The organism is Corallococcus sp. AB049A (assembly GCF_003668885.1).
Classification (GTDB): Bacteria; Myxococcota; Myxococcia; order Myxococcales; family Myxococcaceae; genus Corallococcus; species Corallococcus interemptor.
This window is the reverse complement of record NZ_RAWL01000164.1, coordinates 1-17445: the sequence shown is the minus strand read 5'-3', so window position 1 is coordinate 17445 and position 17445 is coordinate 1. Positions and strand designations below refer to the sequence as shown.

The following is a 17445-nucleotide window of genomic DNA, read 5'->3' as shown; positions in this document are numbered from 1 at the left end:
AGTGCATCCCCTGTCCCTGCCCTGTCTCCCCGGCCCCGTCTGTCGGATTTCCTCCAGGGCGTGGGGGTGCTCGGAAAGGCCTTCGGACTCATCGTCCGCTCGCGCCGCCTCCTCCTCCTCTCCAGCCTGTGCGCGGTCCTCACCGCCATCACCCTGGTGGGGCTGGCCGTGCTGCTCTACCGCTACGCCCCCGGCCTGCTGGAGTCCGTGTGGGCCCGGCCCGAGTCCTGGTACGGCCAGGCCGGCTGGACCCTCGCGCTGGTGCTGGGCTCGCTCGTCGCCTGGGTGGTGGGCGCCAACGTGGTGCCGCCCCTCCTGCTGACGCCGCTGCAGGATCCGCTGTCGGAGGCCACCGAGGCCGAGTGTGCGGGAGCGGACGCCGTGCTCTCCCCCGCCTCCTTCCTGCGGGGCATGACGACAGGGCTGTTGCACACGCTCGCCCGGATGGCGCTGCTCCTCCTGGGGCTGGCCGTGCTCCTGCCTTTGAACCTCATCCCGGGCCTGGGCAGCGTGGCGTTCACCGTGCTGGCCAGCGTGTGGACCATGCTCTGGATGGCGGCGGAGCACCTGGCCACGCCCATGACGCGCCACCTGTACCCCTTCGCCCAGGTGCGCCGCATGGTGCGCGAGCGCCGGGCCCTCTGCCTGGGCTTCGGCGCGGGCGTCTACCTGCTCCTGTGGGTTCCCATCCTCAACACCTTCTTCCTCCCCCTGGCCATCGTCGGGGGCACCCTCCTCTACCGGGCCCTGCGGGAGACCGGGGACCTGCCCCCACCGCCAGACGCAGCCGCGAAATAAAGGGTGAGGCTGGCTGTCCGTACATGCAGGCCGCTCGGGAACGCATTGCCTGCGGCAGACGTTCTCGGTCGCTAGTGACAAGGCCACGCCTTGAAGCACCAGGAAGCCGTGATTAGGCTTGCCCGGCCGCTGCCAGGTCCCTTGGCACTCGTTGAACCGTTCGGATTCACAGGGCTTTTCACGCATCACCCGGGACGCCTCTCGCGCCCCAGCTGGGATGAACCGCATGCCGCGTATCTTCCGCCGCATCACCGCCGTCGCCGTTCTGTGTGGGGCCTGGGCATTCGCAGGCAGTGACCGCGCCCCCCTCCCGCTCACCGTGGGAGCGGCGGAGGCGGGGCAGGACTCCTGGGACGGCGCGCTGCCGTCCTCCGGAGGCAAGGGTGAGAAGGCCCCTCACGACCTCAACAGTCTCCGCGTCCTCACGAAGGTCATCCTCTACGTGAAGGAGAACTACGTCGATCCCAAGCGGGTGAAGCCCAAGGAGATGATGATCGCCTCCCTGGAGTACGTGGAGAAGAGCGTTCCGGACGTGCTCGTGGACGGCAACCCGGAGACGGGCAAGCTCAACGTCAACGTCAACGGCAAGCAGAAGGAGTTCGACATCTCCCACGTGGACTCCCTGTGGAAGATGTCCTTCGCGCTGAAGGACGTGTTCGACTTCCTGTCCAAGAACATGCGTCCCATCGAGGAGACGCGCGACATCGAGTACGCCGCCGTCAACGGCATGCTCTCCACGCTGGACCCCCACTCGGTGCTGCTGCGCCCGGAGCTGTACCGGGAGATGAAGCTGTCCACCAAGGGTGAGTTCGGCGGCCTGGGCTTCGTCATCCAGATGAAGGAGGGCAACCTCACCGTGGTGAAGGTGCTGCCCAAGACGCCCGCGGCGCGCGCCGGCATCCAGAAGGACGACCGCATCAAGAAGATTGGTGAGGAGTCCACCGTCAACATGGACCTCAACGAGGCCGTGTCCAAGCTGCGCGGTCCGGTGGACAGCCGCATCACCATCACCGTGGAGCGCGACGGCTGGGACAAGCCGCGCAACATGACGGTGGCGCGCGCCATGATTTCGATTGAGTCCGTGCAGCACAAGCTGCTCGCGGGCGGCGTGGGCTACGTGCGCCTGAAGAACTTCCAGGGCAACACCACGCGCGACCTGGAGGCGGCGCTGGCGGACATCCGCAAGCAGGCGGAGGCCAAGGGCGGCTTCAAGGGCCTGGTGCTCGACCTGCGCGGCAACCCGGGCGGCCTCCTGGAGCAGGCCATCCAGGTGTCGGACACGTTCCTGTCCAAGGGCACCATCGTCGCGACGGTGGGCTTCAGCGACAAGCTGCGCGAGGAGAAGCGCGCGCGTCCCTCCGACGGCGAGGAGAACTACCCCATCGCGGTGCTGGTGAACGCGGGCAGCGCCTCCGCCTCTGAAATCGTGGCGGGCGCGCTCAAGAACCTGGACCGCGCGGTCATCATCGGGCGCCAGACGTTCGGCAAGGGCAGCGTGCAGGTGCTCTACGACTTCCCGGACGACAGCGCGCTCAAGCTGACCATCGCGAAGTACCTCACCCCGGGTGACATCTCCATCCAGGAAGTGGGCATCGTTCCGGACATCCAGCTGGTGCCCACGCGCGTCACCGCGGACCGGGTGGACGTGTTCGCGCCGCGCAAGTCCATGGGCGAGGCGGACCTGGATCAGCACTTCGGCAACCCGGAGTCCGCCACCATCGCCAAGAAGCGCGAGGAGGTGCTGGACCGCGAGAAGCCGGGCACCAGCCTCAAGTACCTGAAGGTGGACGAGAAGGCCGCCCAGGCCGCCGCCAAGAAGGAAGAGCCCAAGGAGAAGGTCGCCGCCAAGCCGGGCAAGGACGCCAAGAAGGAGCACGGCCAGAATGATCCGCTGCTGGACGTGGACGTGGCCGGCCAGGGCGAGGACCTGGACGACCAGCTGGACGCGGAGTCCCAGGAGGAGATCAAGGAGGACTTCGAGGTCCAGTTCGCCCGCGACTTCGTCCTGAAGGTCCCGGCCGTGAAGCGCGCCGAGCAGCTCGCCAAGGGCAAGGCCTTCGTGGAGCAGAAGCGCAGCGAGGAGGAGCAGCGCATCAACGGCGCCATCGCCGCGCTGGGCCTGGACTGGAGCCCCGGCCCCACGCCGAAGAACGTGCAGCTGGACGCCAGCTTCTCCCCGGGCGCGGACACGAAGATTGTGGCCGGCGAGCAGCTGGACATGGTCATCAACGTGGAGAACAAGGGCACCGAGCCGCTCAAGCGCGTGCGTGGCTGGACGGAGAGCGACAACGCGTTCCTCGACCGCCGCGAGTTCCTCTTCGGCGCGCTGGCCCCGGGTGAGAAGAAGTCCTGGAAGGTGCAGGTGCGCCTGCCCAAGGACCTCACCAGCCGCCGCGACGACGTGAAGGTGAAGCTGTTCGACGACAACGGCGCCCTGCGCGACACGCTCGTCTCCGAGCTGTCCTTCGTGGAGCTGCCCCGCCCCACCTTCGCCTTCAACTGGCAGGTGGTGGATGACTGCGCGGACTGCAACGGCGACGGCGTCGTGCAGCGCGGCGAGGACGTCACGGTGGTGATGGACGTCACCAACACGGGCGTGGGCCCGGCGCTGGACTCGTTCGCGCAGATCAAGAACGGCGGCGACGCGAACATCTTCATCGAGAAGGGCCGCTTCAAACTGGGGGAGATCAAGCCCGGTGAGACGAAGACGGCGCGCTTCCAGGTGTCCCTGAAGAAGGGCTTCAAGGGCGACACCTTCCCGCTGAAGCTGGCCATCCTGGATGAGCCCCTGGAGGAGTTCGTCCTGGAGAAGCTCCAGCTGCCGGTGAAGGACGGCCCCGTGGCCCCGCTGGAGGCGAAGAAGGGCCTGGTGAAGCTCAACGACAAGGCGGAGCTGTTCGCCGCCCCCACCGCGGACGCGCGGCCGGTGGCGAAGCTGCCGCAGGGCGCCACGCTGGCCCTGGAGGCCACCACCAAGGGCTTCTACAAGGTCGCGCTGGAGAAGGACCGCTTCGCCTTCGTCCGCACCCAGGACGCGAAGGAAGTGAAGACCGGCAAGGCCGCGGCGCCCAAGACGGTGGCGTACACGACGACGCACCAGCCTCCGGAGATCAAGCTGGACGTGGACCCGTCCCACGGCGGCGTGGTGGTGAACGGCGACAAGTTCACCCTCTCCGGCGCGGTGAAGGACCCCAACGGCCTGTTGGACGTCTACGTGCTGGTCAACGACCAGAAGGTCTACTTCAAGGCCGTGGACCCCAAGGGCGGCGAGCCCAACACGCTGAAGTTCACCTCCGACTTCGCGCTCAAGGAGGGCAACAACAACGTGCTGGTGGTGGCCCGTGAGAGCAGCGAGTTCGCCAGCCGCCGCACCCTGGTCATCCGCCGCCGCCCGGCGGAGGTGGCCCAGAAGGTGACGACGCCCGCCGCCGCGGCCACCACGCCGGTGAAGCCGCGCCAGTAGTGAAATGAAACCCCGGGGCCCTCCCCGGAGCGCCTGACCCACGGGCGGCTCGCTTCCAGGCGTTTCCTGGAGGAGGGCCGCCCGTTTTGTTGACGCTTCACCGAGGGCGGGTTTAGGGTCCGCGACAGGTGGGCGCCCGCTTGGCCGGCATGCGTCCCGGAGGCGTGATTCCCCCATGCGGACGTTCAGTCGGTGGCTGGTGCTCGCGACGGCGCTGTCCGGGGCCGCGGCCCATGCGGACGACAACGACCTGAAGATTTCCCGCTTCGGCGTCGAGCGCCGTGGCTCCTCGTCCATCATCAGCGACACGCAGTTCGCCGAAGCCAGCGCGGACTTCCGCGCCTTCGCGCGCACGTTCGGCGCGGTGATGACGTCCGCGAACCTGATGCCGCCGCGCACCACGGGCCACTCGGGCTTCGCGTTCAACGCGGAGTTGTCCGTGGTGTCGCTGCCGGAGGACGTGCAGCTGCCCACGGAAGCGGAGCAGCCGGGCTCCGTGCTGGTGCCGTCGCTGCACGTGCGCAAGGGCCTGCCCTTCTCGCTGGAGCTGGGCGGGCGCGTGGGCTGGATTGAGAAGAGCAGCATGGTGACGGCCACGGGCGAGCTGAAGTGGGCCGTCAACGAGGGCTTCACGTACCTGCCGGACGTGGGCCTGCGCCTGCACGTGACGAAGCTCTTCGGCGCGCACAACCTGGACCTGACGACCACGGGCCTGGACATCGGCGTGGGCAAGCAGTTCCCGCTGGGCGGCATGGTGACGCTGACGCCCTACGGCGGCCTGGACCTGAACTTCGTCAGCGCCACCACGCGCACGCTGGACTTCGACCCCAGCCGCACCGTGGCGGACTCGCAGGGCAACGACTCGCGCGACGCGCTGACCAACGCCGCGCCGTACTCGCGCGTGAACGCGGGCGACAACCTCACCCCGCGCTTCTACGCGGGCGCGCGCTTCATTGGCGGCGTGCTGCAGCTGGGCGCGGAGATTTCGCTCACCAACCTGGGCAGCTTCGACCAGGAGGGCGCCGGCAACCGCGACCTGCCCTCCGTCTTCGCCTTCAACACCACGCTGGGCCTGGACTTCTAGTCAGCGCAGGGCCTCGCGCACGAGGCCCGGGCGGTTGGTGATGAGGTAGGACACCCCCACCTCGCGCAGCTCGCGGGCGCGCCGGGGGTCGTCCACCGTCCACGCCGCCACGGTCAGGCCCGCCTCCCGCCACGCGGCCACGCGCTCCGGCGTGCACGCCTCGTGGAAGGGGTGCACCGAGTGCGACGACACCAGCGGGCTCAGCGCGTACGCCTGCAGCGCCCAGGGCTTGTCCGGGTCGATGAGGAAGCCCCGGCGCAGCGTGGGCGCCACCGCCGCCAGGCGGAAGAGGCACAGCGGGTTGAAGCTGGACACCACCACGCGGCCCGCCAGCTGCCGCTCGCGCACCAGCCGCGCCACGCCCGCCGCCAGGCCGCCGTCGTCGAAGCGGTCGCACTTCAGCTCGATGTTGACCAGGAAGTGCGCAGGCAGCGCGTCCAGCACCTCCGCCAGCAGCGGGATGCGCGCCGGAGCGAAGCCCAGGGGCGAGCCCACGTCCGCGCGGGAGAGCTTCCACCAGGGCGTGGTGCGCACCTCCCAGGGCTGGCCCGCCAGGCGGTCCAGGCGCTCGTCGTGGCAGACGACCACCTCTCCGGAGCCGCACACCATGGCGTCCAGCTCCACGCCGTCAGCGCCCTGGCGCACGGCCTCCGCGAAGGCCTCCAGGGTGTTCTCGGGGGCGTCGGCGCTGGCACCACGGTGAGCGAGCAGGAGCATGGGCGCGACAGTGTGCGCTGGAACCGGCGCGGGCGCGACTTGCCTCGCGGGTGGGTTTATTGCAGTGTCGAACGCATGCTGGGCCTCGGCGAGTTCATCATCCTCGGCTTCATCCTGCTGGTGGTCTTCTCGGCCGCCCGGATGGGGCAGTTGGGCAACGCGGTGGGCAAGTTCGTCTACTCGTTCCGCAAGGCCTCAAAGGGTGAGGACCTGGTGGACGTGAAGCACCTGCCCCACTCGCGCCGGGGCAGCACCGACGCGGACTTCACCGAAGGCTCCAAGGACCACCGCTCCTAGAACTCCTCCCCGGTCGGGAGCACCAGCGGTCCGGGCGGGCTTCCGGGCGCTGGCGCGAGCAGCAGCCGCGCGGCCTGTTGCCTCAGCGCGGGCAGGAGCCCCGCGTCGTCCACCAGCTCGCGCAGGTCCGCGGTGGTGAGCAGCGGCACCAGCTTCGCGCCCACCTCCGGCGGCAGGTACGGGTTGAAGGCCAGCGCGCGGCGCACCTTGTGGCGCACGGACCAGCGCGGCGACTTCCAGATTTCCACCAGCGGCTCCGGACGCGCGGGCCTGCGAGCGGCGATGCGCACCACCAGGTCCTCGGTGAGGCGCGGGTTGATCAGCACGTTGCGCAGCACGCCCGGGTTGCTGACGGTGGCCAGGCGCGACAGCACGTCCGGGTCGCGCGTGAGGCGGGCCTGCTGCTTCAGGTGGCCCAGCGACTGGCTGGCGGCCTGCGCGTCCGCGCGGGCGGCGGCGTCCGCGTCCAGCTCCTTGCGCGCGGGGCCCTGGGCGAACAGGTCCGCCACCGCCTCCAGCGACTGCACGTGGGCCATGCGCCGGAGCGCCTCCACGTGGGGGATGTGCTCGGCCTCCTGATCCAGCGCGGCCAGGAAGTCCGACAGCACGCAGGTGGCGGGGGCCTGTCCGGCGCGGGACAGCGTCAGCAGGTGGCCAATGAGCTCGTTCGTGTCGAACGGCTCGCGGCGGGCCAATTCGCGCGCGGCGGCCTTGCGGCGCACGGTGGCGCCTCCGCCCAGGGCGTGCAGGTGGCGCGCGAGCACCCGGGCCTCGTCCAGCGTCGGCATGGCGGCTTCAGCCTCCCGTGCGGTCCGCGGTGGGTTCGGAGGGAACGGGCTCCAGCGTCACCTCCAGCCGGAAGCCGCTCAGGTCCGCGGGGAACTCCTGGAACATCACCAGGAAGGGCACCTTGCCGCCCGGCGGCACCGGCAGGGACGCCGCGTCCATGCGCTGGCGGAGCGCGGTGGCGGCCTCGCGCGTGGTGACGGCGTGCAACTCCTCCGGCGTGGCCAGCGCGCCCGCGAGCCCTTCCGTGGAGCGCACCCGCTGGTCGCCGTCGAACAGGGCGGCGCGCACGCGCACGGCCGCGGCGGCGCCGGTGCGGTTCTCCGCCTCGCCGCGCACGACGAAGAGCATGCGGCCATCGCGCGTCTCGTAGAGGCCGTTGGACACGTCGCTCGCGACGAACGGGCGGGACGCGGGCAGCACCAGCGTGCGCAGGCGGTCCGGGGACAGCGTGGACGGGTCCACCCTGCCCTCGCGCAGGTACACGGCGCCGAGCGCGCCCAGGGCCACCACCAGCACGGTGGCGATGGCGAGGTTGAGGACCAGCCCCGTCAACTTCCGCGCGCGGCCGGGCAGCCGGCGCTGGGGCATGCCCACGTCCTCGATGCGGGCGGAGGGCTTGGCCACGGTGACGGCCGGCCCGGAGCGCAGAGGGGCCAGGTCCACCACCTCGCGGCGGGGCGTGGTGATCTTGAACGGATCGCCGTCGTCGTACGCCGGCACGTCGCTCAGCAGCGAGATGCCGCCGGCATCCTCGGCGCCTGCTTCCGCGGGCACGTCGCCCAGGAGCGCGGCGCGGCCGGTGTCCGAGGCGGTCATCCCCTCCTCGCCGGAAGCCCCCGCGCCGGAGAAGTCGAACAGGTCGCCCATGGGCTCGGCGGCGGCCCCCAGGTCCTCCGGGGGCGGACCGGCCAGGTCCTGGGGCGGAGCGGCGGCCATGTCGATGGAGGCGAACGGATCCTCGGACGCGAAGCCCGGCGCGGGCGTCACCGGCCCCACCGCAGAGGCACCGCCCGGCGCGGGGGCCGCGGCGACGTTCGCGGCATGGCGAAGGGACGCCGCGTCCGGAGCCGCGGGCGCGTCGATGGGGAAGTCGAAGAGCGGATCCGGAGCAAGGTCCGTCGAACCAGCGGCGGAAAGGCCCGGTGAGGCCACGGGGGCACGAGGTCCCGGAGGAGGAGCCGTGCGCGCCGGAGCCGCGCCCATACCCGGCGCGGCGCCGGGAGCCCCGGGCATGGAGGCACGACCCGGAGCCGCGCCTCCAGGCGGAGTGGCAGGAGCCGGGGGCATGGCCGCACGCGCCGGGGCCGCGCTCGAGGGAGCGGCCGGAGCGGGAGGCATGGCGGCACGCACCGGAGCCGGGCCCGCGCTTCCAGGCGGAGCGGCGGGAGGCATGGCGGCACGCGCCGGAAAGGCCCCAGGCGCCGGAGGAGCCACCGCTCCGGGAGGAACGGGTCCCCTGGACGCCACTGCGGCCTCCGGAGCCACGGCGGCCGGACGGGGCGCGCCACCGGGCCCCGCCGCGAACGCCCCGGGAGGAGCGGCCCGGGCGGCGGGAGGCGCGAAGGCCCCCGGCGGCGCCGGACGGGGAGCCGGCGGAGCAGGCGGCGCCACGGCAGGCCGGGGAGCCGCCACGGGAGCGCCCGGTGCGGGGGCGTCCGCCATGAAGTCCGCGAACGGATCCTCCAGGTCCAGACCCGCCAGGTTCGTGGGGGACGCCAGCGGAGCCGTGGGCCGCCGGGACGCGACGCCCGGGGACGGCGTGGGCGGGTCGAACGGCATCATCGGCGCGCCGGCGCCCGGCGAGGCATCCACGTCGATGTCCAAGTCCACGTCACCCCAGGCGTTGACCTGGGACTTCACCGCGGGAGCGCCGGGCGCGTAGTACGCGGGGCCGGGCCGGGTGACCTCTCCGGTGGGCTCCGGGGCCTCTCCGAACGCATGGAACGGGTCCGGCTGCCCGGCCGGAGGGCCAGCGGGCGGAGGGGCGCTCAGGGCCGGCGCGGGCTCACGCGCGACCCGAAAGGTGTTCTGGCATTTGGTGCAGCGGACCTTGACCCCTTTTTCCGTCACCTTCTCGTCGGGGATCTTGAACCGCGTCTGGCACTGTTCGCACTGGACGATCATGGGGTCGGGTCGGGGGGACTCGAAGCATAGGCCCACCCGTCAACGGCGGCGAGTCGGACCCGGGTAACTTGCTCGCTTCCAACCCCTTTGATACGAGGTTCGCCCCTTTGGAAATCGAGAAGTAAACCAGTAAATGCCAAGGCGCAGCCGGGGTCGGAGACGACAGACATGAGCGAGGCCGAGCAAGCAAACGCTCCCAGCAACTCCAAGGAGCCGAAGATCATCAAGCGCTACACGAACCGGAAACTCTACGACACCGTGGAGAGCCGGTACGTCACGCTCGATGAAATCGCCGCGATGATCAAGGAGGGCACCGAGGTGCGGATTGTCGACAACCGCACGAAGGAAGACCTGACCTCCGTCACCCTCGCGCAGATCATCTTCGAGGAGGAGAAGAAGAAGAACCAGATGCCGCTGTCGGTGCTGCGGGAGATCATCCGCCACCCCGGCGAGTCCATCTCCGGGTTCATCCAGAAGGAGGTCTCGCCGCGCGTCGCCTCCATCCGCGAGGAGGCCGAGCAGCGGCTGGACAAGCTGCTGCGCCGCGAGGACGGCAGCCCGCAGGAGGCCGCCGCTCCGGAAGCCGCCGCCACCACCACGCCCGCGCCGCAGGCCGAGGGCAACGCCGCGGGCCTCAACCCGGCGGAGCTCCTCAAGGCCAGCCAGCGCGCCTTCGAGGACTTCCAGCGCCGCATCGACGAGCGCGTGAAGCAGGTCGTGGAGAACCTCACCGGCAACCTCCCCGCGCTGGGCCGCGACATGCAGGCCCTCATGCAGCGGCTGGAGGAGCTGGAGAAGAAGCTCGACGCCGTGGAGAAGGGCGACAAGAAGGACACCAGCGCGTCCTGAAGTCCCCCAGGCCTGGACGTCGCGGCGCCCGTGAGGAAGCGGGCGCCTGGCGCTTCAGGCCACCTTCGACCGGGCCCGCTTCCGCTTCGCGGCAGGGGCCCCGCCGTCGATCTCCGCCGCGATGGCCGCGAGCATCCGCGCCCCCGGGCTCTGGGGTGCGTACTCCCAGATGGTCTTCCCGTGGCTCTGCGCCTCGTCCACCTTGACGCTGTAGCCCAGCGGCGTGGCGGCGAGCGCGTCGGGGAAGTACGCGCGCAGGCGCTCCAGGATGGCCGTGGCCAGCGCCGTCTTGCGGTACAGCGTGGGCACCACCTTGGTGACGCGCAAATCCGGGCGCCCCTCCGCCTCGCCCACCTGGCGCACCGTCTCCGCCAGCTCCGCGCACCCGTCCAGCGCCAGGTACGTCAGCGCCACCGGCACCACCACCTCTGACGCCGCCACCAGGATGTTGCGCGTGGTGAGCCCCATGGACGGAGGCGCGTCGAACAGCACCAGGTCGTAGCCCGCGGCCTCCGCCTCCCGCATGCGGTCCGCCAGCCGGTGCGCGCGGCGCGGGTCCTGCGCCACCACCACCGGGAACTCCGCCATCTCCTTGTACGCGGGCACCACGTCCAGCCCGCTCACGCCCGTCTGTCGCACCACGGAGGACAGGGACACCTCCGCGTCGGTGAGCAGGTGGAAGACATTCCGGGGCAGCGTGCGCACGTCCACGCCCAGGGACTTGCCCGCGTGGCCCTGCGTGTCCAGGTCCACCAGCAGCACGCGGCGGCGCTGCTCCAGCGCGAGCCACGCGGCGGTGTTCACCGCGAGCGTCGTCTTGCAGGTGCCGCCCTTCTCGTTGATGAACGCGATGCGCCGCATGGCTCCCTCCTCAAGGAAAGCGAAAGACGGAAGCGAAAGACGGAAGCGAAAGACGCGCCCTACCCCTTCTTCTTGGAGGACGCGCTCGACACCAGCGTGTCCACCTTGCTTTCGACGGACGAGAGCAGCCTCTCCAGGTCGTCCACCTTGGAGCGCAGCTGCTCCAGGTCCGCGGTGGACGGCAGGTTCATGGCGGACAGCGCCGTGCGCAGCGCCGCGTCCAGCGTCCCCTTCGCCGCGAGCGAGCGGGACACCAGCGTCTGCACCGCCGCCACGAACTTCTCGTTGGAGAGCAGCTGCTGCGCGAGCTTGCCCACGCGCTCCTCGCCCGTCTCCACGAGCTTCTTCATCACCGGGTTGTTCTTGAGCATGGTCTTGGAACCGTTCAGGTCCGGCCCCCCGGCAAAGGCACCTTGGCCCTCGGGACAGGCGGGACGTCAGGAAGAGGACGCCGCACTCTGGGAGGGGCCAACGCGACGTGTCAAGCAGGGGAACAATGGGGGTTTCCGCTCGTGGACTCTCGTTGACTCTCCGGGAACCCATCCCTACGGTTCGCGCGCCCTCTTATGGCCGGACTGCTCGACAAACGCCTGTGGATCGTCTCTGGCAAGGGGGGCGTGGGGAAGACGACCATCGCCGCCGCCCTGGCCCTGGCCTCGGTGCGCGCCGGCCGGCGCACCCTGGTGTGTGAAGTGAACACGCAGGAGCGCGTCAGCCGCATCCTGGAGCTGCCCGAAGCGGGCCCGGAGGTGAAGCTGCTGGAGGAGAACCTCTGGGCGGTGGACGTGCGCCCCCAGGAGGCCATGCGCGAGTACGGCCTGATGGTCCTGCGCTTCGAGACCCTCTACAAGACGGTCTTCGAGAACCGGCTGGTGCGCTACTTCCTGCGCTTCATCCCGTCCCTCCAGGAGCTGGTGCTGCTGGGGAAGATCCTCTTCCACCTCCAGGAGAAGCTGCCGGACGGCCGCTGGAAGTACGACACGCTGGTGCTGGACGCGCCCGCCACCGGCCACGCCATCTCCTTCCTGAGCGTGCCGCAGGTGCTCCTGCAGACGATTCCGCCGGGGCCCATGACGCGCGAGGCGCTGAAGATGCGCGACCTCCTGGTGGACCCCTCCGTCACCGCCGCGGTGCTGGTGGCGCTGCCGGAGGAGATGCCGGTGAACGAGGCGCTGGAGCTGCACAGCGCGCTGAGGGACCGGGTGCACATCCGCACGCACGCGGCGGTGCTCAACCAGGCCTTCCCGGAGCGCTTCACGGAAGCCGACCTGGAGGCGCTGGCGGGCCACCCGGAGCTCAAGCGCGTGGCGCAGGCACACCATGACCGCGCGTCGCAGGCGGTGCTCGCGGGAACGAAGCTGGAGCGCAACCTCCACGCGCCGGTGTACACGGTGCCCAGGTTGTTCGTGCCGCGCTTCGGACGGGACGCGGTGGAGACGGTGATGGGGCACCTGAACGCGATGGTGACCGGAGGCACGGGAGCATGACGGCGCTGCAAGCGGCGCTCGCGAACAAGCGCGTGCTCATCTGCGTGGGCTCTGGCGGCGTGGGCAAGACGACGGTGGCGGCGACGCTCGCGCTGCGCGCGGCGGTGGAGGGACGCCCCAGCATCGTGTGCACCATCGACCCGGCGAAGCGCCTGGCCAACTCCCTGGGCCTGTCCGGCCTGGGCAACACGGAGGCGGAAGTCCCCGCGTCCGCGCTGGAGCCCCTGGGCGTGAAGCCCAAGGCGGCCCTGCACGCGATGATGCTGGACATGAAGGCCACCTGGGACGACCTCATCACCCGCGTGGCCCCGCCGGAGCAGCGCGAGAAGATCTTCGCCAACCGCTTCTACCAGTCCCTCTCCACGGCCCTGGCGGGCAGCCAGGAATACATCGCCATGGAGAAGGTCTGGGACCTGCGGCGGCGCAGCGACTACCAGCTGGTGGTGCTGGACACGCCGCCCACCGCGCACGCGCTGGACTTCCTGGACGCGCCCAACCGGGTGCTGGACTTCCTGGACAACGAAGCGGCCAAGTGGCTGCTCACGCCCGCGCTCAAGGCGGGCAAGGTGGGCCTGTCCCTCTTCAACCTGGGCGGCAGCTATGTGACGCGCGCGCTGTCGCGCTTCACCGGCACGGAGATGCTCCAGGAGCTGTCCTCCTTCATGCTGACGCTCTCCTCCATGAACGAGGGCTTCCGCGAGCGCGCCCGCGGCGTGCGGGAGCTCCTGGAGGACAAGACGACGGGGTTCGTGCTGGTGACGAGCCCCAACCCGGAGCGGCTGGACGAGGCCATCCACTTCCACAAGCTGCTCGCGCAGAACCGCATGGAGATGACGGCCATCGTGGTGAACCGCGTGCACCCGCTGCCCACGCAGGCGCAGTGGGAGGACGCGGCCACGCTGACGCCCACCCGGCGCGCGAAGGTGGAGGAGACGCTGCGCGAGCTCCAGGTGCTGGCACAACAGGACCTGGAGGGCATGGCGCAGCTGCGCGCGGCCTGTCCGGGCACGCCCCTCATCCAGGTGCCGCGCTTCGGGCTGGACGTGCACGACCTGGTGGCGCTGTGGGGCACCGGCCGTTACCTCCTGGGCGACGACGTCCTCGCCTGAGCGCCCTCCCCCACGGTGCGTGACAGGGCACCCGGGGCCATCCCGCATTAGACTGGCGGTCCCGGAAAGAGCACTCCGGGAACCTGGCGGGTCTCCGGGGTGTCGATGTCCGGGGCCGTACCGGATGGGAGTGAGCTGCATGCACGGCAGGAAGCGGATGGAGTCGGCCGGAGTCACCCGGCGGTGGCTGTGGGCAGGCGTGTTGGGCCTGGGCCTGGTGCTCACGGGCTGCCGCACCACGGGCGCGGCGACGAAGCCGGACGGCACGGCGAACAAGCAGGTCGTGGAGTTCGACCCCGTCACGGTGACGGCGGACCTGGAGCTGGACAAGCTCAACGACGAGGAGCTCTTCGCCGGCGGCACCTCCGCCTTCGCCGCCAACGACTTCAAGCAGGCGGCGCGCTACCTCGGCCGGCTCGCGGACTTCCACCCCAACAGCCCGCACCGCCGGGAGGCCCTCTACAACGCGGGCCTCGCGCACCAGCGCCTCAAGGAGTGGGACGACGCCTACGGGCGCTTCTCCGACCTGGCGGAGCCGGAGAAGGGCCAGGGCGACGCGCTGGACGCGTCCTTCCGCGTGGCGGAGACGCTCTACCACCTGGAGCGCTACGAGGAGGCGGTGAAGCTGCTGACGACGCTGGCCGCGCGCGCGGACCTGCCCGCGGGCCGGCGCATCGAGGCCCAGGTGCAGCAGGGCATCTGCCAGGTGGAGGCCGGCCGCACCGACGACGCGGAAGCCACGCTGCGCAAGGCGCTGGCCGCGTATGACGCCCTGCCGGACAAGGCGGAGGTGGAGGACTACTTCCCCGCGCAGGCGCACTTCTTCGTCGGCGAAATCTACCGGCTGCACTACGAGGCCGTGAAGCTGGAGGCCAGCCGGGGCAGCGACGGGCTGGCGCAGGACCTCAACTACAAGGCGGAGCTGCTGTTGTCCGCGCAGGGCCACTACCTGCGCGCCATCCGCGTGGGCAACGGCTACTGGGCCACCGCCGCGGGCGCGCAGATTGGCGCCCTGTACGAAAACCTCCACGAGCACATGGTGAACTCGCCCACGCCCCCGGAGCTCAACGCCGAGGAGGCGGAGGTCTACCGCCAGGAGCTGCGCAAGAAGATCCGCGTGCTGCTCACCAAGTCCATCAACATCTACGAGCGCACCCTGGAGGCCGCCGAGCGCATCGGCTCGCAGAACGCCTTCGTGGACCGCACCCGCCAGAGCCTGGAGAAGGTGAAGTCGCTCCTGCTCGCGGACGCGGACGCCGACACGGCGTCGGACGAGGTCTCCGTGCCCATGCCCGCCTCCAACGCGGGCGCGAAGCACCGCTGACGCTGGCGCCTCCAGGCCATGGAACCGCTCTTCACCCCGGAGCAGCTCGCCGACATCCACGCCTACCATCAGCCCTATTACATCCGGGCCGCGGTGGACCCGCTGGTGCGGCTGGCCCTGTCGGCGCTCATCCTCGCCGTGCTCCTGCGGCCGGTGTACCGGGGGGCGGAGGCCGCGGCGGCGGCGCTGGAGCGCAGGTTCGGGGCCGGCTTACGCAAGGCGCCGGTGAGCCGCGCCTTCTTCAGCGCCATGGACCGGCTGTGGGGCGAGCCCGGCTGGGGCACCGCCATCCTCTTCGCGCTCTTCATCGACCTGGCCACCCAGCTGCTCTACGCGCCCGCCAACGTGTACTTCTACTACGTGCTGGAGCACCGGCACGGCATGTCCAACGACACGCCCGCCACCTTCGCGTGGACGTGGTTCAAGGGCAGCCTCGTGGGCGCCATCGCCCTGACGGCGCTCGTGGTCGGCCTGTACGGCCTGGCCCGCCGGGTGCGCCGCTGGTGGCTGGTGCTGGGCGTGCCCGTGGCCCTGCTGATGCTGGTGTCCGCCGCGCTGGACCCGTACCGCGCCCGCCTCTACTTCGACCAGACGCCCCTGCCGGAGGGGCCGCTGCGCTCGCGCATCACCGCGCTGATGCGGAAGGCGGACATCACCTTCTCCGACGTGCTGGTGGAGAAGACGTCCGTGATGTCCAAGCGCATCCAGGCGTACTTCGCCGGCCAGGGCCCCACGCGCACCATCGTCCTCAACGACGTCATCCTGGGTGAGCTCGCGGAGGATGAAATCCTGGCCGCGGTGGCGCATGAGGCGGGCCACGTGAACGAGCCCCGCTGGCCCGGGCGCATCGCCTCCTCGCTCGCGGTGCTGGCCCTGCTCTTCCTCATCGACCAGTTGCTGCGCCTCTCCGCCCGGCGGGGCTGGTGGGGCGTCCAGCGCGCGGGCGACATCCGCACCCTGCCGCTCGTCTCGCTGGTGGTGTTCCTGCTGATAACCCTCGCGGCCCCCGTGTCCGGGGCGCTCTCCCGCCAGCGCGAGCGCGAGGCGGACCGCTACGGGTTGACGCTCACCGGCGACCCCGCCGCCTTCCGCCGCATGCTGGTGAAGGCCGCCCGGGTGAACAAGATGGACCCCGAGCCCCCCCGCTGGGTCGTCCTCAAGGGCATGAGCCATCCCCCCATCGGGGAACGGCTCGCAGCGCTCGACGCGCCCTGAGCCGCCGTTCAAGAAGCCGCCGGTGGATGGGCCTCCACTCCACTCCCCCTCGCCATCCAGGCCCACCCTCCGGCCAGCCGCCCCCGGACCGCTCCCCAACTGTCCGGTGGCACATCCATCTTGAAGCGTCTCTTCCTTCAACCCGTCACGTGGGCGGAGCGCCCTCCTTCAGCTTCTCCACCGCCACCAGGGTGATGGCCTTCACCAGGGCCCTGGCGCGGCGCCCCGCGGACGTCTCGCCGTGCGGATCCACCTCCACCGCGTTGGCGATGTCCGTGAAGCCCTGCCGCTCACCCCGGCGCAGGTGCAGCTCGCCCCGGCCCGTCAGCGCCACGGGGTTGCGCGGGTCTCCCGTCAACGCGTGCGTGTACTCGGTGAGCGCGTCCTCCACCCTGCCCAGCTTCTGGTACACCGTGCCCAGCGCCGCGTGCGCCGCGGAGTCCTTGGGGTTCCCCTCCACCAGCCCCTCGAAGAGGATGCGCGCCTCCTCCAGCCGGCCCGCCGCCGCCAGGTCGCAGCCCACCTGCGCGATGGCCTTCGCCTCCTCGAAGGTCATCCCCTCCACCTCCGCCCAGGTCGTCTCCCCCCGCGCGAACGCCTTGAGCCTGCGCGCCGTTCCGGTCTCCATCGTCGGTCCCTCGCCGCCCTCGTGCTTGATGATGCGTCCCATGGCGGCCCTCACGCGCTGCGCAGGTTGGAGATGGCCGTCTTCGCCATCTCGTTGAACTTCGAGGACATGTTGCTCATCAGGTCGAACATCGCCTTGCGCTTCTCCATCAGCGTCTGAAGCCGCAGCTCCAGCTCCTGCATGCTCGTATCCAGCTTCGCGCCGCGCGCCTTGTCGGAGTCGCTGGAGCCCAGCGTGGCGCGCTCCTCGCGGGCGCTGGCCATCTCGTTCATCACGTCCAGCAGCTCCGAGTCGGTGTCCTCGGTGATGCCCATGAGCAGGGCCTGCACCTTCTGCTCGATGCTCATGTTCGGGTTGTCCACGATGTCCCGCGCCCGCGAGCCGCCCGTGCTCCGGCCACCGCCCGTCGAAGGCTTCGCCACCGCGTCCAGCTCCGCGTCCAGGTCCTTCCAGCCGGCGATGCCGTCCCGGCCGCTCTCCGCCATCTCCAGGCGGTTCCAGTACTCGGGGTGGTCCTTGAAGAACTGCGCGGCGCGCTTGAGCGTGGGAGAGGCCGCCGGGTTGTCCAGCATCGCCTCCAGGCTCGCCAGCGACAGCTTGCCGTCCTTCACTCCGCCCATCGCGTCGAAGGTGTCCCAGTTGTCATCCAGCACGTGGAGCGCGTCCGCGTAGGCCTGGAGCTGTCTCTTATACACAATCT

Annotated in this window: 15 protein-coding genes and 1 pseudogene; 9 read left to right on the top strand and 7 right to left on the bottom strand. The window is 70.6% G+C overall.

Annotation, left to right across the window (positions count from 1 at the left end; all coding sequences use genetic code 11):
- From D7X55_RS18960 to D7X55_RS18950, 3 genes are all read left to right on the top strand, one after another.
- A partial coding sequence (locus D7X55_RS18960) for an EI24 domain-containing protein (protein WP_121723807.1) occupies positions 1-798 on the top strand: 798 nt, incomplete at its 5' end.
- A gap of 217 nt (positions 799-1015) precedes the next feature.
- Positions 1016-4261, top strand: a complete 3246-nt coding sequence (locus D7X55_RS18955; protein ID WP_121723806.1) for an MXAN_5808 family serine peptidase — start codon at positions 1016-1018, stop codon at positions 4259-4261.
- 175 nt (positions 4262-4436) lie between these two features.
- Positions 4437-5345 carry a hypothetical protein gene (locus D7X55_RS18950; RefSeq protein ID WP_121723805.1) on the top strand — a complete coding sequence of 303 codons (909 nt, stop codon included), beginning with the start codon at positions 4437-4439 and terminating at the stop codon, positions 5343-5345.
- On the opposite strand, the gene D7X55_RS18945 is transcribed toward D7X55_RS18950, so the two are convergent.
- Positions 5346-6062, bottom strand: coding sequence for a glycerophosphodiester phosphodiesterase family protein (locus D7X55_RS18945; RefSeq protein WP_121723804.1), 717 nt, complete (start codon positions 6060-6062; stop codon positions 5346-5348).
- A 75-nt stretch (positions 6063-6137) separates the two neighbouring features.
- Here D7X55_RS18945 and D7X55_RS18940 point away from each other — a divergent pair, with 75 nt between their 5' ends.
- Positions 6138-6359 (top strand): twin-arginine translocase TatA/TatE family subunit, encoded by a 222-nt coding sequence (locus D7X55_RS18940; RefSeq protein ID WP_120547903.1) that lies wholly within the window; start codon positions 6138-6140, stop codon positions 6357-6359.
- On the opposite strand, the gene D7X55_RS18935 is transcribed toward D7X55_RS18940, so the two are convergent.
- Together D7X55_RS18935 and D7X55_RS18930 are read right to left on the bottom strand one after the other, a co-directional pair.
- Complete coding sequence (locus D7X55_RS18935) at positions 6356-7147, bottom strand: hypothetical protein (protein ID WP_121723803.1); 792 nt, start codon at positions 7145-7147, stop codon at positions 6356-6358. The two genes, D7X55_RS18940 and D7X55_RS18935, sit on opposite strands and share 4 nt — an antisense overlap.
- 7 nt (positions 7148-7154) lie before the next feature.
- Positions 7155-9272, bottom strand: a complete 2118-nt coding sequence (locus D7X55_RS18930; protein ID WP_121723802.1) for a zinc-ribbon domain-containing protein — start codon at positions 9270-9272, stop codon at positions 7155-7157.
- 168 nt (positions 9273-9440) lie between these two features.
- Here D7X55_RS18930 and D7X55_RS18925 point away from each other — a divergent pair, with 168 nt between their 5' ends.
- Positions 9441-10121, top strand: a complete 681-nt coding sequence (locus tag D7X55_RS18925) for a polyhydroxyalkanoate synthesis regulator DNA-binding domain-containing protein (RefSeq protein WP_120547900.1) — start codon at positions 9441-9443, stop codon at positions 10119-10121.
- A 54-nt stretch (positions 10122-10175) separates the two neighbouring features.
- Here D7X55_RS18925 and D7X55_RS18920 read toward each other — a convergent pair whose 3' ends face one another.
- On the bottom strand, positions 10176-10982 hold the full coding sequence (locus D7X55_RS18920) for a ParA family protein (RefSeq protein WP_121723801.1): 807 nt from the start codon (positions 10980-10982) through the stop codon (positions 10176-10178).
- A 59-nt stretch (positions 10983-11041) separates the two neighbouring features.
- Positions 11042-11353, bottom strand: coding sequence for a hypothetical protein (locus D7X55_RS18915; protein WP_120547898.1), 312 nt, complete (start codon positions 11351-11353; stop codon positions 11042-11044).
- 195 nt (positions 11354-11548) lie between these two features.
- Here D7X55_RS18915 and D7X55_RS18910 point away from each other — a divergent pair, with 195 nt between their 5' ends.
- The 4 genes from D7X55_RS18910 (at position 11549) to D7X55_RS18895 (ending at position 16117) form a co-directional block, all read left to right on the top strand.
- Positions 11549-12469 carry an ArsA family ATPase gene (locus tag D7X55_RS18910; RefSeq protein ID WP_120547897.1) on the top strand — a complete coding sequence of 307 codons (921 nt, stop codon included), beginning with the start codon at positions 11549-11551 and terminating at the stop codon, positions 12467-12469.
- Entirely contained in the window at positions 12466-13578 is a 1113-nt protein-coding gene (locus tag D7X55_RS18905) for an ArsA-related P-loop ATPase (protein ID WP_120547896.1), read from the top strand. Before D7X55_RS18910 ends, D7X55_RS18905 begins: the two co-directional genes overlap by 4 nt.
- Before the next feature lie 139 nt (positions 13579-13717).
- Positions 13718-14902 carry a tetratricopeptide repeat protein gene (locus D7X55_RS18900; RefSeq protein WP_121723800.1) on the top strand — a complete coding sequence of 395 codons (1185 nt, stop codon included), beginning with the start codon at positions 13718-13720 and terminating at the stop codon, positions 14900-14902.
- A gap of 18 nt (positions 14903-14920) precedes the next feature.
- Complete coding sequence (locus D7X55_RS18895) at positions 14921-16117, top strand: M48 family metalloprotease (RefSeq protein ID WP_121723799.1); 1197 nt, start codon at positions 14921-14923, stop codon at positions 16115-16117.
- Between the two features lie 145 nt (positions 16118-16262).
- On the opposite strand, the gene D7X55_RS18890 is transcribed toward D7X55_RS18895, so the two are convergent.
- Positions 16263-16787 carry a tetratricopeptide repeat protein gene (locus tag D7X55_RS18890; protein WP_120547893.1) on the bottom strand — a complete coding sequence of 175 codons (525 nt, stop codon included), beginning with the start codon at positions 16785-16787 and terminating at the stop codon, positions 16263-16265.
- An 8-nt stretch (positions 16788-16795) separates the two neighbouring features.
- Positions 16796-17445 (bottom strand): annotated as a pseudogene (locus D7X55_RS18885) (hypothetical protein); the annotation flags it as partial.

Coding starts and splice junctions, on each gene's coding strand:
- D7X55_RS18955 (WP_121723806.1), top strand. CDS start 1,016: ATGAACCGCATGCCGCGTATCTTCCGCCGCATCACCGCCGTCGCCGTT.
- D7X55_RS18900 (WP_121723800.1), top strand. CDS start 13,718: ATGCACGGCAGGAAGCGGATGGAGTCGGCCGGAGTCACCCGGCGGTGG.
- D7X55_RS18950 (WP_121723805.1), top strand. CDS start 4,437: ATGCGGACGTTCAGTCGGTGGCTGGTGCTCGCGACGGCGCTGTCCGGG.
- D7X55_RS18945 (WP_121723804.1), bottom strand. CDS start 6,062: ATGCTCCTGCTCGCTCACCGTGGTGCCAGCGCCGACGCCCCCGAGAAC.
- D7X55_RS18915 (WP_120547898.1), bottom strand. CDS start 11,353: ATGCTCAAGAACAACCCGGTGATGAAGAAGCTCGTGGAGACGGGCGAG.
- D7X55_RS18905 (WP_120547896.1), top strand. CDS start 12,466: ATGACGGCGCTGCAAGCGGCGCTCGCGAACAAGCGCGTGCTCATCTGC.
- D7X55_RS18910 (WP_120547897.1), top strand. CDS start 11,549: ATGGCCGGACTGCTCGACAAACGCCTGTGGATCGTCTCTGGCAAGGGG.
- D7X55_RS18895 (WP_121723799.1), top strand. CDS start 14,921: ATGGAACCGCTCTTCACCCCGGAGCAGCTCGCCGACATCCACGCCTAC.
- D7X55_RS18925 (WP_120547900.1), top strand. CDS start 9,441: ATGAGCGAGGCCGAGCAAGCAAACGCTCCCAGCAACTCCAAGGAGCCG.
- D7X55_RS18930 (WP_121723802.1), bottom strand. CDS start 9,272: ATGATCGTCCAGTGCGAACAGTGCCAGACGCGGTTCAAGATCCCCGAC.
- D7X55_RS18920 (WP_121723801.1), bottom strand. CDS start 10,982: ATGCGGCGCATCGCGTTCATCAACGAGAAGGGCGGCACCTGCAAGACG.
- D7X55_RS18940 (WP_120547903.1), top strand. CDS start 6,138: ATGCTGGGCCTCGGCGAGTTCATCATCCTCGGCTTCATCCTGCTGGTG.
- D7X55_RS18890 (WP_120547893.1), bottom strand. CDS start 16,787: ATGGGACGCATCATCAAGCACGAGGGCGGCGAGGGACCGACGATGGAG.
- D7X55_RS18935 (WP_121723803.1), bottom strand. CDS start 7,147: ATGCCGACGCTGGACGAGGCCCGGGTGCTCGCGCGCCACCTGCACGCC.